The sequence below is a fragment of the Sulfurimonas hongkongensis genome, from assembly GCF_000445475.1.
Lineage (GTDB): Bacteria > Campylobacterota > Campylobacteria > Campylobacterales > Sulfurimonadaceae > Sulfurimonas > Sulfurimonas hongkongensis.
In genome coordinates this window covers 308966-323274 of the sequence record NZ_AUPZ01000002.1, presented here as the reverse complement: position 1 = coordinate 323274, position 14309 = coordinate 308966, and the positions used below count along the sequence as shown (strand labels likewise).

Annotated in this window: 15 protein-coding genes; 2 read left to right on the top strand and 13 right to left on the bottom strand. The window is 34.9% G+C overall.

What is annotated here, in order from left to right:
- The first annotated feature begins 12 nt into the window (after nt 1-12).
- Entirely contained in the window at nt 13-483 is a 471-nt protein-coding gene (locus M947_RS14085; RefSeq protein WP_021286681.1) for a DsrE family protein, read from the top strand.
- Between the two features lie 67 nt (nt 484-550).
- The gene (gene dsbD, locus M947_RS14080) at nt 551-2329 is read left to right on the top strand and encodes a protein-disulfide reductase DsbD (protein ID WP_021286680.1); all 1779 of its coding nucleotides are present in this window, start codon (nt 551-553) and stop codon (nt 2327-2329) included.
- A gap of 1 nt (nt 2330) precedes the next feature.
- On the opposite strand, the gene nosD is transcribed toward dsbD, so the two are convergent.
- The 13 genes from nosD to nosZ form a co-directional block, all read right to left on the bottom strand.
- Nucleotides 2331-3539 (bottom strand): nitrous oxide reductase family maturation protein NosD, encoded by a 1209-nt coding sequence (gene nosD / locus M947_RS14075; RefSeq protein ID WP_021286679.1) that lies wholly within the window; start codon nt 3537-3539, stop codon nt 2331-2333.
- Nucleotides 3540-3554: 15 nt separating this feature from the next.
- Complete coding sequence (locus M947_RS14070) at nt 3555-4079, bottom strand: PAS domain-containing protein (RefSeq protein ID WP_021286678.1); 525 nt, start codon at nt 4077-4079, stop codon at nt 3555-3557.
- Nucleotide 4080: 1 nt separating this feature from the next.
- On the bottom strand, nt 4081-4551 hold the full coding sequence (locus tag M947_RS14065) for a nitrous oxide reductase accessory protein NosL (RefSeq protein WP_021286677.1): 471 nt from the start codon (nt 4549-4551) through the stop codon (nt 4081-4083).
- Between the two features lie 15 nt (nt 4552-4566).
- Complete coding sequence (locus M947_RS14060; RefSeq protein ID WP_021286676.1) at nt 4567-5394, bottom strand: ABC transporter permease; 828 nt, start codon at nt 5392-5394, stop codon at nt 4567-4569.
- Nucleotides 5394-5846, bottom strand: coding sequence for a hypothetical protein (locus M947_RS14055; protein WP_021286675.1), 453 nt, complete (start codon nt 5844-5846; stop codon nt 5394-5396). The genes M947_RS14060 and M947_RS14055 overlap by 1 nt, the downstream gene beginning before the upstream one ends.
- On the bottom strand, nt 5833-6471 hold the full coding sequence (locus tag M947_RS14050) for an ABC transporter ATP-binding protein (RefSeq protein ID WP_021286674.1): 639 nt from the start codon (nt 6469-6471) through the stop codon (nt 5833-5835). Before M947_RS14050 ends, M947_RS14055 begins: the two co-directional genes overlap by 14 nt.
- A gap of 3 nt (nt 6472-6474) precedes the next feature.
- Nucleotides 6475-7380 (bottom strand): NapH/MauN family ferredoxin-type protein, encoded by a 906-nt coding sequence (locus M947_RS14045; RefSeq protein WP_021286673.1) that lies wholly within the window; start codon nt 7378-7380, stop codon nt 6475-6477.
- A gap of 29 nt (nt 7381-7409) precedes the next feature.
- Nucleotides 7410-7916, bottom strand: a complete 507-nt coding sequence (locus M947_RS14040) for a c-type cytochrome (RefSeq protein ID WP_021286672.1) — start codon at nt 7914-7916, stop codon at nt 7410-7412.
- Nucleotides 7916-8503: a c-type cytochrome gene (locus M947_RS14035; RefSeq protein ID WP_021286671.1), complete on the bottom strand. Its 588-nt coding sequence runs from the start codon at nt 8501-8503 to the stop codon at nt 7916-7918. The genes M947_RS14040 and M947_RS14035 overlap by 1 nt, the downstream gene beginning before the upstream one ends.
- A 9-nt stretch (nt 8504-8512) precedes the next feature.
- Entirely contained in the window at nt 8513-9253 is a 741-nt protein-coding gene (locus tag M947_RS14030) for a 4Fe-4S dicluster domain-containing protein (RefSeq protein WP_021286670.1), read from the bottom strand.
- Between the two features lie 2 nt (nt 9254-9255).
- Nucleotides 9256-10473: a nitrous oxide reductase family maturation protein NosD gene (locus M947_RS14025; RefSeq protein ID WP_021286669.1), complete on the bottom strand. Its 1218-nt coding sequence runs from the start codon at nt 10471-10473 to the stop codon at nt 9256-9258.
- A gap of 19 nt (nt 10474-10492) precedes the next feature.
- Complete coding sequence (locus tag M947_RS14020; RefSeq protein WP_021286668.1) at nt 10493-11275, bottom strand: hypothetical protein; 783 nt, start codon at nt 11273-11275, stop codon at nt 10493-10495.
- 401 nt (nt 11276-11676) lie between these two features.
- The gene (nosZ, locus tag M947_RS14015; protein ID WP_021286667.1) at nt 11677-14277 is read right to left on the bottom strand and encodes a Sec-dependent nitrous-oxide reductase; all 2601 of its coding nucleotides are present in this window, start codon (nt 14275-14277) and stop codon (nt 11677-11679) included.
- Nucleotides 14278-14309 lie beyond the last annotated feature (32 nt).

The following is a 14309-nucleotide window of genomic DNA, read 5'->3' as shown; positions in this document are numbered from 1 at the left end:
AGGTAGAAAAAGATGAAAAAAATAATTTTAGCATTGATGCTATTGGTTGGTTTAAGTAGTGCTGAGGATATAACTCCAAAACTTGTTATTGATCTTACTGCCGGAAATGTAGAGACTTTTGAAAAAAGAGTACTAAAGGCTATAGTTGTAAATAAAAATCACTATGAGAGTATACTTAAAGAGTTAGAAGTTGCAGTTGTAGTGCATGGGAGTGCTTATAGGTTTTTTGTAAATGATCCAAATAAGACAAAATATAAAGATGATAAAGAACTCTTAAGTAAGTACAAAGAGCTTCATACCAGAATAAAGTCTCTTGCTACTACTTACAATGTTGAATTTTATGCTTGTAGAGTCGGAATGACTAAAAATGGACTTGAAGATAAAGATATGCTTAGTATTGTAGAGATAGTACCAACTTCTACTATAGCTCTTATAGACAAGCAAAACAGAGGTTATGCTTACCTGCTTGTTGATGACAAATAGTAAGTAAAAAGACAATAGATATGAAATCTTTATTGGCTATAATTATCTAAAAAAAAGGTGTGTATTTATGAAAAAACTCTTTATAGCCCTTTTAGTCCTAAACATCACTCTCTTTGGTGCTCCAAAGTTTTTGATGCCAGATGAGGCTTTTAAGCCAAATGCTAGTATAAACTCTTCAATGCAGATAGAGGCTTCTGTAGAAATTGCTAAAGATATCTATCTCTACGCCGAGCAGTTAAAACTAGAGGTAAAAGAGGGCAGTGGTATCTCTATAGCAGAGATAGAAAAACCCAAAAGCATTTTGCATCATGAAGAGATGGTTTACCTAGAATCTCCAGAGTTTTTAGTTACCTTGCAAAAAGATAGTGATATTAGTGGGATTAAAAACATTGAATTTGTGCTTTCATATCAAGGTTGCTCAGAGCAAGGTCTCTGTTATGAACCACTAAGTGCTACTTACAGTTTTGAAGTAGATACAAGTAAACTTGAGCTTGCATCTACACTTAAGAGTGATGTTTTAGCTATAGACAATCAAAAAAGTGTGGCATCTAAAGTAGTACCTAAAGAGGATAGTGTCTCAGAAACAGATGCCATAGCAAACACTATAAAGACAGGAAATATTACGCTTGTACTTCTGACATTTTTAGGCTTTGGACTTCTTTTAGCTCTTACTCCTTGTGTTTTTCCTATGATTCCTATCATCTCTGGAGTTATTATCTCTCAAGGCGAGGGGCTTACTACTAGAAAAGCTTTTGCCTTGTCAGTTGTTTATGTTTTAGCTATGGCAGTTGCATACACTATCGCCGGTATTTTAGCAGGCCTTTTTGGTGCAAACCTTCAAGCAGCACTCCAAACTCCGTGGGTGATTTATGCTTTTGCTGGAGTTTTTGTAGCATTAGCATTTAGCATGTTTGGATTTTATGAGTTAAAGCTTCCTGATTCATTTGTAGCGAAGGTGAGTAAAAATAGCAATAGGGGTGGTTATGTTGGTGTAGCTATTATGGGTTTTCTCTCAGCTCTTATAGTTGGCCCTTGTGTGGCTGCTCCACTTGCTGGCGCACTAGTCTATATTGGACAAACTGGTGATGCTGTTCTTGGAGGATTGGCCCTATTTTTTATGAGTATAGGTATGGGGCTTCCACTTATTGTAGTTGGAGTTAGCGCAGGTAAATTTATGCCAAAACCTGGGGCATGGATGACTATGATCTCTGCTATTTTTGGTGTTATGATGCTCTTTGTAGCAGTTTGGATGCTTGAACGCGTGCTAGATGAGTATGTAACTATGCTTCTTTATGCGATGCTAGGTATCGGTTTTGCTATCTACTTAGGAGCATTTGAGAGAGAGTCTCATATCTTTAAGAAAAGTGTGGCTCTTATATCTTTCATCTACTTTGTAGCACTGTTTATTGGGGCACTTGGAGGTTCAACTAGTATGACTAAACCTCTTTCGTTTTTACAAAGTAGTACAAACAAGATACAGGTTCAAACTAAAGAGTTAGAGTATACTACAGTAAAGTCTATAGCTGAACTTGATGAGCTTTTAGCTAAACACAAGGGTAAAAAAATCATGCTTGACTTTTATGCTTCATGGTGCACATCTTGTAAAGAGTTAGATGGGGTTACTTTTGCAGATGCTAGGGTAAAGGAAAAGCTTAATGAGTTCGTCTTTATAAAAGCAGATGTTACAGAAAATTCTAAAGAGCAAAAAGCTTTGAGTAAGAAATATGGAGTCTTTGGACCTCCAGCTCTAATCTTCTTTGATGCTTCATCTAAGGTTATTGACTCTAAAACTATTATTGGTTTTATTGGGCCTGATGAGTTTTTAGCTCACTTAAACCAACTCTAATCTATTTAAGTCTCTCAACGAGAGGCTTAGAGTCTTCTAAAAGTAGGTTTGGCTCTATAAAAGGGGCAACTTGTGCTAAAAAATTTAGCATACTCATAATTGGCGAGCCATAAAAAAATTTCACTTTGTTATTGTAGTGCCAGAGTCTATCTGCATATTGGTAGATTAAAAATGAGTTATCCCCTATATTGTCTCCATCTGTGTCAAAACCTGCATATCTATCCCAGTAGTTATACTCAACTCTGTTTAGCATAGTCTTATATCCAGCCGTACCTTTTACAATATCATCTATATTTCCTTCAAAAATATTGTTGGTGATAGTATTTTGTCTAATGGTCATATGAAAACCTATAGCCTCTTTGTTGTAAGAGATGTCGTTGTTTGTGATATATCTTTTCATCTCTTTCTCATTTGGATTTGAGTCTATATAGATGCCCTTAGCATTGTATCTAAGTCTGTTTGAGTCAAAAATAGTTGAGCCACCTTGAAGCATAACTCCGATGCCTGCAGCTCCATTTGAGCTTAGTATAGAGTTATTTATGATTTTGGAATGCTCACTCATCATCATTATTAAAGATACAGAGTTATACCTAAAGCTATTTTTCTTTATAAGAGTGTTTTTACTATGAGCTACTTTAAGAGCAAATCTTGAGTTTGAGATATTGTTATCTTCAATAATGTTGTCATGAGAGTAGTTTAGAGTGATGTCTCTGCTATTGGTGATGGTGTTTTTAGAGATAAGATTGTTATGCGAGTGCCATATCTTTAGTGCATCTCCTCTTAGGGAGATCTCAATGTCTTTTGAATGTATGAAGTTTTCTTTGATGGAGGAGTCTTGCACCATGTACATATCTATGCCGTACAAAGAGTCTAAAATCTTGCATTTAGTTATGTGTATATTTTTTGCTTTTTCTACCTTGATACCGCTATCGAGTGAGTGCATAAGAGAGCCACTATTTTGGATGGTAAGATTGCTAAGAGTTACATTTGAGCTTTTAATGCTAATAACATTTCCAACACCACCACCATCTATGACAACTCCATCTTCAACACCGATTATAGTTAAAGGTTTAACAATTATAATGTTATCACTATAAACACCGCTATAAAGCTTTAGTGTAGAACCTGATGGAGCTTTGTCTATTGCATCTTGAAGCAGTCCCGCATCAAGATTATAGATGAAAAGTAAAAGAGTTAAAAGTTTTTTCATCTATGTTTATAACTTCTAGTAAAATCTGTGGATTTCTTCCATGATATTAGCGAACTCAACATTATCGCCTTTGTCTTTTAAAAACTTTACAAGATAGTCCTGAGACGCTTTAACACCTTGAGTTTTTTCTATCTCTAAAAGTTTTGCATAAAGCTCAGCAATAACCCCTATTACATATTTTGAGATTGTTTTTCTTGAAGCATGATATCCTATGATTTCGCCAGTGTCTGTGTTTTTTCTTATCTCAAACTCTGTAAAAATCCAGTAATATCTCCCATCTTTTGCAAGATTTTTTACAACTGCATTAATATTTTTCCCCCTAGATATAGTCTCCCATAAAAGTTTAAATACTACTTTTGGCATATCAGGATGGCGTACTATATTGTGAGGTGAGCCTATAAGCTCTTCTTCTGTATAACCAGATACCTCTTTAAAGTAGTCATTGCAATAGGTAATCTTACCCTTTGCATCAGTTTCACTTACAATATATCTCTTTGGGTCTAGTTCTATCTCTTCATCTTTTGGAGTTGGTTTAATCATTCTATATCCTTCCATTTAAAAGTTTTATAAGTGCCTCTGGAATCTCTTTAAAGTTTAAAATTCTTTTGCCATTATGCTCTTTTGCATACTTATCAGCGGCTTCATATGTTGCAAAAGCTGGTAGGTCATCTCCAGCAGGGGATACCATGTTTGAACCATAAACATAAAAAGCACCTCTAGCATTTATTGGCTTAAGAGTTGTAAAGTCTGTGACTATGATATCTTTAAAATCATCCTCACTTTTTACACCCACATCAAACCATTTTCCTGGATGATGATAAAATTCTATCATTGCTTTTGGACTTACAAAAAAGACTTTTTTACCATTTGTTAACTCTATCTTAGCCACCCAATTGGGCCCCTTATGAACCTTTAACTTTTTTACCAAACCCTCTGTCTCTTTTGTATAATCCATCTCATAAGAAAGGGCTACACTATATGCTAAGACTACTGCTAAAAATATTTTTATCACTATAAACTCCTAATATTAAACTAAATCTTTTTTTTCAAATATCTTGTAACCTAAAAATGCAAATAACAACCCAATAGAGAGAGGATAAGCAATGGATAGTAAAACAAAAACACTCTGACTCATAGAGTCAAGTATATAAAATGCGACTGGACCCATAACTGTAAGCTCAGGGTCAAAAAGAGAGATGGCAGCCACGCGGAAAATCTCCATAGGGTTTATCATAGCTATAAAAATGATAAGCTCTTCATTAAATCTGTTTTGCATCATAAGTGAGATAAGCGCGATATCTATAAAAGCGAGCAGAAATATCCAGATAAAAAATGCAATTCCAAGCGCCACCTCACTAGACTTTACAAAAGAAGATATAAAAAATGCTATACCTAAAAACGCACTGCTCATAGCAAAAAGAAGCCCTGTATATAAAAAGAAGATATTCCAAGGAATATCTGCACCTTTAAACGCTCCATAGACTATAGCAATAACCATAGCAAACAAAACAGGAAGATATACAGTGATAAAACGACCAATAATCTTGCCCCAGTAATATTGCTTTAGTGAGATTGGAAAAGAGAGCATATACTCTAGTATGTGGTTATCTCTATCTCCAGAGATAGATCTAACTGTAGTTATGAGGATAAATATAGGCAGTATGACTATAGTTATCTGTATATACATAAGCAAAAGTCTGCTAAGACCACTAAAACCCATAACTTGTGACTCTGTAACTCCTGCTATAAAAAACAGAGCTATAAGCCCTCCAAAAACAAGAGAGTAAACTACAAACCATTTAGCTCTAAGGGACTCTTTTAGGTCCAAATATGCGATTAAGTATAAATTTTTCATTAGTATCCTAGTATCTGTTTTCTAATTTTTGGATTTGCCATATGCTCACCTCTTAACATTTTGATTCTAACTTCATCAAAGTCTATTGTCTCTTCTATGCTATTTTCAAAGGCGACAAAACCATATGACATTGGAGTTTTCTCTCCTATCTTGTAGTGTGCTTTTGTTGCATCTATGTAACGAGCTGAATCTTTTGTAAAGACTTTTGCACTCTTTGCATCTAGCTTATTTTCATGACTCCACAAGATAAGACAACCTATATCATCAAAGTAGTATAGGCTATTATTTTTTACTATAGATGCACTATGGGCATTGCTCTTATCTAACTCCATATGACACTTTGGGCATACTCTGCTATCACTTTGCGGTTCTTTTGCACCAGAGTGTTGAGTAGAGTTACAAGCAGTAAAAAAGCTAATAGCAAGGATGAGTAAAAGATTAAAACTTTTCATCCGAAACCACTTTTCCTAGATCCATATAAATCTGACGATTAACAAGATCTTTTACCTCTTCTAGTCTATGTGTTACAAAAAGAAGAACTTTTTCATCTTCGTTTTGCTTTAGCAGTCTATAAAAGTCATCCCTAGCTTTAGGGTCTAAGTTAGCCGTAGGCTCATCATATATGATAATATCACTCCTTTTTGCTATAGAGATAGCGATTAGTAGCTTCTGTTTCATTCCTCCACTAAGCTTAAAAAAAGACTTTTTCATATTTGCAGCTAAATCAAGCTTCATCTCATTTGCATAGTGCATGATTTTGTCTTCATCTACCTCTGCACTTACAGAGATGTAGTGTATAAGTTCTTCAATATTTAGCTTAATAGGAGGAGGAAGTTGTGGAACAAAACTTATCTCTTTTAAAACTTCTACCCTTTGTTTTATGGGGTCAAGACCGTTGATAGACACACTCCCTGCATCTGCGTGATAATACCCCAAAATAGAGCGAATAAGTGTAGTCTTACCAGCTCCATTTGCACCCATAAGTGCGATGGACTCATTTTTGTTAAACTCACAGTTTACACTATCTAAAGAGACATGAGAGCCAAATTTTTTTGTTAGATTTTCTATTTTTATCATGATTTACACCAAACTTTTTAATCTAAAGTCGAACTTTAGTGCATCTGCATGACATACATCTATACATCTACCACAAAGTGTACAGTCAGCACCAGTTATATACTCTCTTGTAATGCCCTTTTCTTCTCTTTGTTTGTCATATTTTGCTTTTGTAATCTCTAGTACTTGATTTTCAAAACATACATCGCTACAAACCATACAATGATCACAGTTATCATTCCACTCAACTCTTAAAGCTGAGATTTTGCCAATGTAGCCATAAGTAGTACCTATTGGGCAGATGTAAGTACACCATGCGCGGCGAGAGTAAAAAACCTCTATGGCAAAAACAACTACTACCCAGAAAAATGCTAAAGACCAACCGTAAACTATCATCCTACTTAGTATCCCAACTACATTAAATGTCTCAAAAACTAAGTAGCCACTTGTAAGAGATAAAACTAAAAATATCGCCCAAAAGATATGTCTAACTCTATGGTCAAACTTTCTCTCTTTGATGATTTTTTTACTTACTAGTGTGTTGTGCAGCTTCTCACCAATCTCGCTAAGTATGCCATAAGGACAAACCCAGGCACAGTAGCTTCTACCACCAAGTAACAGATAGACTAAAACAATAGTTGTGATACCGATGATCACATTTACTGGCAACTCATGCGTAGCTAAAAAAAGTTGCATAGTAGTATATAGATCTATCATATGAAAGCCTAAAAATCTCGAGCCGTTTAGTGTACCTTCTAGCATCTGTAAATCTATAAAAAATGATAAGAAGAAAAGGAGATGCACAGCAATAACAACTACCCATCTCTTTGTTCTGTAACTAAAAATCCTTTTTCCATCTCTTGTGGTATCAAAAAATGTAGAGAAAAAACTTGATTTTTTAATGGTTTCTCTGTTGTTATATTTATCCATTTAAATACTCCATTTCATACTAGATATTTTTAGTTTAGCTCTTCTTTTGCTCTTGCTGGAAACTCTCCAATCTCTTTTGCAAATCTTCTTAGATCTTCATCTTCAAGATGTATCAACAAGCCTCTCATTACCATATTTTCTTTTCTACCGGCTTTAAAGTCAACTAAACTTTTGTAAATCTCTTCTTCACTTTGTCCAAACAGAGGTGGTCCCATCATAGGCTTACCATTTTGATAGCCAGACCCATTTGCACCGTGACAAGAAGCACATTTGCTTTTGTACTCATTACTTACTTTAAAAATCCCTGCATTTCCGGCTTTGTCTCTTAATGCCTTTAATGCCTCGTCTTCTTTTTCTCTATCTGATTTTTCTTTTGGTGATGCTGCTAAATTTGCAGCTTGCTGGTTACTTCCATCGCCAAAGTCTTCAATAACTTTTGCTTGATGCCCACCATGAAAAACTGCATCATCCATTGCAGTAAAAACCATTAAACCAACTATAAAAAGTGTTAAAACACCTACTACTATATTTTTCACTATCTGTTCCTCATTCGTGTAATCTCTTTGTTAAACTCATATATCTCTTGAGCTATTTTTTTAATCTCTTTGTCATCCATCTTTTTAACAAGGTCATTCATCAATGGATTTGACTCTTTACCAGTTTTAAAAGCTACAATCTTGTTATAGATAAAGTCGCTATCTTTTCCTAGGAGTGATGGACCTACAATTCCATTTGCATAGTCGTCATGACAAGCTGAGCACTTTACTATAAAATCTTTACTTAATTTTTTTACAAGCATAGAAATTTCTACTTTTTCATATGGACTTCTTACGTTCATATTAGCCTCCATACTTGTCCTAGGCTTTACTCTAGTAGAAGCATCACCATTTGCATCTTTTACATTGTAGTCATAGTAGTAAGATTTGCTTTGAGACTTATCGCTTTGTTTTTCTTTAACTTTTATAGCGTGAGCATCACTGTTTTGAACGACCTCTATCTTAGGTGCATCGTTTGAGCTTGCCTGCCTCTTATCTTCTTTTTTATCCGAACTATCACTACAAGCACTAAATGCAACCATTAACACTATTGCAAATGTAGAAATTTTAATCTTAGATACTTTCATAACACTCTCCTATTTTTTACTTGCGTAATACTCTTCATAAGTAACCCGCGGTTTAACTATTATAGATGGGATTGTAGTAGGACATACATCTTGACAAGCACCACAACCAATACAACCATCGTAGATCTCAGGACGATTTCCACCACCTGCATCTGGTACCATAGCTATAGCACTGAGAGGATTTGGTATCGGACACATATCTGCACAAAGTGTACACTGTTTTCCCTCAAACTCTGAAAACTTCTCTAAAAGTTCTACTTCAAGATCATGTAAATTTGTAACAGAGTCATTAAACTTGCTCATTTTGTCCATATATCCAGCAGGTATCGGAATATTTTTCATAGCGATACATGTATCTGGATGTTCTAAAACTGCTATTCCCATTTTTATATCTTCTGGTTTTTCAGTATGATGGTCTAGTGCTCCACTTGGACATGCTAAAACACATGGAACAGCACTACAAGCATAACAAGCTCTCTCATTTGCATCTATATAAGGTGTTCCAACCCCATGACCATGGGCCATGTCAGTTAGTTTTATAGAATGATATGGGCAGACCTGAAGACACTGCCCACACTTAATGCATAGAGCTAAAAATTTTTTCTCATCTACAGCTCCAGGAGGTCTTAGTCTATTTTCTGCTCTTAGAGTGTATGGGCTAAATATCATCCCACCACCAAGAACAAGTCCTAGTATCCCTAAGGTGGAATACTTCATAAACTCTCTTCTATCTGTTTGTACTTTTTGCATATCTATCCTTTAATCCTAACTTTGGGTTTCTCATCTTCAAGTAAAAAGAGTGGCTTAGTAAATGGCGCTAGTTTTGCTAAAAAATTTAGTAAAGAGATAACTGGCGAGCCATAAAAAAACTTAACATCTGGATTGTAAATCCACATCTGATCTGCATATTGATAGACTCTATATGGAGTATCTCCAATATTATCGCCATCTCTGTCAAACCCTATATAGTTATCCCAGTAGTTTCCCACTATCTCATTTTTATAGGTTTTACTTCCTCTACTGTCATTTACAATATCTTCTATATTTCCCATAATAACATTATCTTTTATGATGTTGTTTTCACTAAGTGAGTGAAAATGTATAGCCTCAGAATTATATAAAACCTTATTTCCTGTAATCCAGTTGTTAGTATCTGGCTCAAATGGGGATCTGTCTATATAGAGCCCTTGTGCACAATAGATAATTGTATTATCTTTGATTGTAAAATTTGAGACATCTTTAAGACCGATACCCATTCCTGTTGCACCCAATGAGCTTTGTACATTGTTTCCTATAGCTATTGTATCTTTAGAGTACATAAAAAATATGCCAACACTATTAAACTTATATGTATTATTTTTTACTAAGTTTTTACCGGCATACATAAAGTGTAGAGAGTATCTACAGTACTCACCATAATTTTCTACTATCTCATTTCCATGAGAGTACCAAATAACCATATCTCTTGACTTTATAAGAGAGTTTTTCTTTATGATATTGTCATTTGAGTACCAAAGTCTAAGCCCATCTCCACGAAGTCCTAATTCTAAATCCTTTGAAGTGATGGTATTTTCAGATATGATGGAGTTTCTAGCCATCTGCATATCTATACCAAATAGGCAATCTTCAATAACGCAGTTGCTAACCTCACAATGCTTTGCATCAGCTATAGCTATAGCCGCATCTACATTTTCATGTCTGCTACCACTACCTACGATTTTTAAATTTTTAAGAGTGACATATGAGCTTTTTATGCTTATAACAGTTCCTAAACCTTCTGCATCAATAATAACACCTTTTTCTTTTCCTATAATAGTGATAGGTTTATTGATAATTATATTTCCTTTATAAACACCAGCATTAAGCTTTAAAATAGAACCACTTGGTGCGGCATCTATTGCTTCTTGAAGCGGGTTTGCTCCAAAAAGAGTAGTAATAAAAAAAGAAATACTAAAGATTATTTTAAACATGTTAAACCCTAAATTTTATTTACGCTTGCATCTCTTTTAGTGCTTTTTGTTTTGCAAAAAATGCTAAGAGGCTAAATAGTCCTATAAGAACCAACATATAAAAGCCGATAGTCGGGTATGAGTGAGTAGTAAATTGTGCAATCTTACCATCACCAAATACTGTTGGCATAAAAGGTTTTATCTTAAACGCTCCCCAGTCATGTAAGTTGTGTCCAAACCAGTATAACCAGTACGAATAATCGGCTATAAAAAGTAGAGGCAGAGATGCAGGGATTAGCATAACATAATTTAAGTACTTATTATTGTAAGCTATAAAGTAGATTATAAAAAGAGAGAGCAAAAGTAGTGCATAGATACCAATCTCTCTCTCAAAAACACCACCTACCCACATAGGATCCATCCCAACATAGTGATTTATCGTGTTCATCTCATGAACCTCTCCACTAAATCCATCGAAGTGAAAAAAGACAGGAATTCCTTGAGGGAATGCTTCTTTTGGATAGTTTGGAGCTTCTAGTGAAACCGCCCAAATTGGAAGTGACGCTACACCAATCTCTGATGCAGAACTTATCATTTTTTCTAAATTGTTGTGCGCATCTTTAGGAGTAGATATACTTTTATATCTTCCTTTATTATAAAGATTCCAAACTTTGGCACTAAAAGGTGATACTTCATCTCCTTTTTGATTGTCTATTTGTGTTAAAACTCCATTAAAAGCTATCATCGGAAATGTAAACGAGAAAGTTAAAATGAGTAGAGCTAAAAGAGCAAAGATTCTTGCCTTTTTTAAACTTGTATGCATGTGTTATCCTTAGAGTGAAAATAATTCTAGACTTTTAAAGCCATTGATTATTATAGTTTTTATTATAGCTAAATATACTTTAACTTATTATAGACATAAGTCAATAATATAGTTAAATATAATAAATTATAAATTTTATTATATTTAAAAACTATAATAAAAGCAATAAAATTATAATCAAAACTTTGATTTAAGTCAAGAAATATCAAGGAAATTTATGATATGGGCATTTTTTCTTAAGAAGTGACAAATTTCATTTTAAGTCAGATTTTTCTAAGCTTGTAGTTGAATCTTCTGAGTAATTTATAAGCTAAATATTAAAATGAAATTTGAGAGGTTAAAATAAGAGATAGAGGAGGCAACTCCTCTATCTTACATTGAGTATAACTTAGTCTTTTATCTTAGAATAAGTTAGCATTTTCATCAACCCATTTTAGGTATTCGATAATGTCTTTAGTCTCTTCTTTACTCATATTTTGGTTCGGCATTCTTATTTTGAAGTAATCAATCATGCTCTTAACATATGGGTCTTCATACATTTTTTCTGGATGTAGGATAAAGTCACTTACCCACTTCTCAGCATTTTCATGTCTTTGTAAAACACCTGTCAAGTCTGGACCAGATGAAACTTTACCAATAACATGACATCCATTACAACCACCCTCAGCAAATGCTCTTTCACCTCTAGCAGCAGCAGCAGATTGTTTAGTAGCGATCTCTCTTACTAGTGCGTCTTTTGCACGAATTCCAACATCAGCAGTTTTAACCATTAGTTGCCAAATCATATTTTCAAAAAGGATAGCTTTTTCATAATCACCTTTTTTGTAGGCTTCATCAGCTTTCTTTTTCTGAGCAGGAATTTGGTTATATTGATCAAACGCATCAGTTACAAGGTCAGCTACAACTTTATGTTTATCAAACTTATTGTCTTTTAAGAACTTAACAACTGATTGAATAACAGCATCTGTAGCGTCATTTACTGCAACAGTTTTTTTGTACTCAGCTATTAACTCATCTTTTGACATTGTTTGCATTTTTAGTTTTTGAGCCGAAGTATATTTTTTGTTCGGATCTTTAACCATTAAGTAACCCATCATCTCTAAGTGAAGTGCAGAACAAAACTCTGTACAATAGTAAGGAAAAACTCCCTCTAAGTCAGCAGTAAACTTAACACTTCCTGTTTTACCAGGTTCTAGTGAGACGTGAACATCATGTTGACTAACTGTAAATGCGTGAGTCTCATCTTGAGCTCTCTCAAGGTTTGTTAAGTACATAGTTACCTCATCACCTTTATTAACCGTGATTCTCTCAGGGTTGATGTGTGAACGAACAACAGTAGCATATACAGTAACTTTATTACCATCTCTCTCAATTCTCTCTTGACCCGCCAAAGTTTTACCTTCATGAATCTTACCAGTTCTTACGTTTGTTCCCATTGGGTATCTAACGTGTGGGTGAAGCTTCTCAGCACGGATAGCAACAGCTTGGTGAGGTTCACCTAATGGAATAGGCATATCATATAAAAGATCCATTTTTTTACCACTAATGTCAATTAGCTGGTGACTTTGTGGATGCAATGGTCCAACAGGTTGATATCTATCAATCACTAGTTTGTTTAGTGAAATAACATATTTCCCTTGAGGATCAGCAGATTTTCCTTCCATTCCACAAAGGTGACCAACATTGTAGTGAACATTTACTTTGTCTAAAACTTTAAGAGTTTTGTAGTTCCACTTAACAATTTGTGAATCAACATATAGTGAAGTATAGATTTCACCATCTACGTTTGAGTATTGGTTATGCAATGGCCCAAGACCTAGTTCAGCTTGACCATGTAGTGATTCTTTCATATCTAAGATAGGAATACCATATGGGTCTTTACCAGCGTATTTTTTGCTCTTGATAAGTTTTTGAATCTTACTCCATTTATAAACAGAAGCGTGAGTATCTAACTTACCACAAACTGTGATATATTCACCATCAGGAGAGACATCAACACCGTGAGGTGATTTAGGCTCTGGGATTAAAAATAGTGCTTCATGCTTAACCGCAACATCCATAGGAACAATTCTATGTCCATTTACAACTTTTACATTTTTTTTATCTTCTGCAAGTTTTGCAAGCTTTTTCCAGTTATAAACATGTAAAAAGTCAGTGTCATTTCTTGACATACCAGCTTCATTTGGTGGCATACCAACTTCGATTCCACCTGTGTACATCTCTGAGTTAAATGAGTTTGTAAAGCCCCAACCATGAGAGACACCTTTACCAGCATCACTTAAATCTTGCATATATGGAGGCATCTCGATAGTAAAAGAGTCTTTTTGTTTTATACGACCAATTTTAGAATCAAACTTCCACATAGTGACACCACCACGGTATCTCTCTTTGTACTCTTCTATAGGTGCATAGTCATTATCAAATGGAGCAGCATATTGAGCAGCTTCTATGATATACTCTGAGTTTTGTGTAAAGAAAGCTCCACCGTGAGCAGATTTAAAAACAGGGTTTACAGCTATTTGTTGAGTCTCAAAGTCAGCCAAAGAGATGATAGCTATACGAGGAGTCGCTTTATCGTTGATTGCTAACCACTTACCATCATACTTACCATCTTTTTCAGATAGAGCAGGGTGATGAGTGTCTCCCCAGTTAATCTCTCTTCCACGGATGTTACCTTGTCTTAGAACCTTTTTAGATTCCTCATCAAAGCCATAACCTTGCCAAGGCTCAGGTGTAAATACACCAATGTACTTCAAGATTTTCATTGAAGGAACACCATAAACTATAACTTGTCCAGCTTGTCCAGCTGAGCTAAATACTACAAATTCATCTCTACCACCTGATGGCAGATATGTCTTAGCAGCACGAATAATGTCTTGTTCTGTTAAGCCTCTTTTCTTCATTACTTCTTGTAGCTCACCACCTGAAGCTGCTGATGCAACTGTTGCAGCTAGTGTAGTGCCTAAAAGAACTGAAGCAAGCTTATTGAAATGCTTAGTCATTTTCTTCTCCTTAAAATTCCTTTGAATATAAA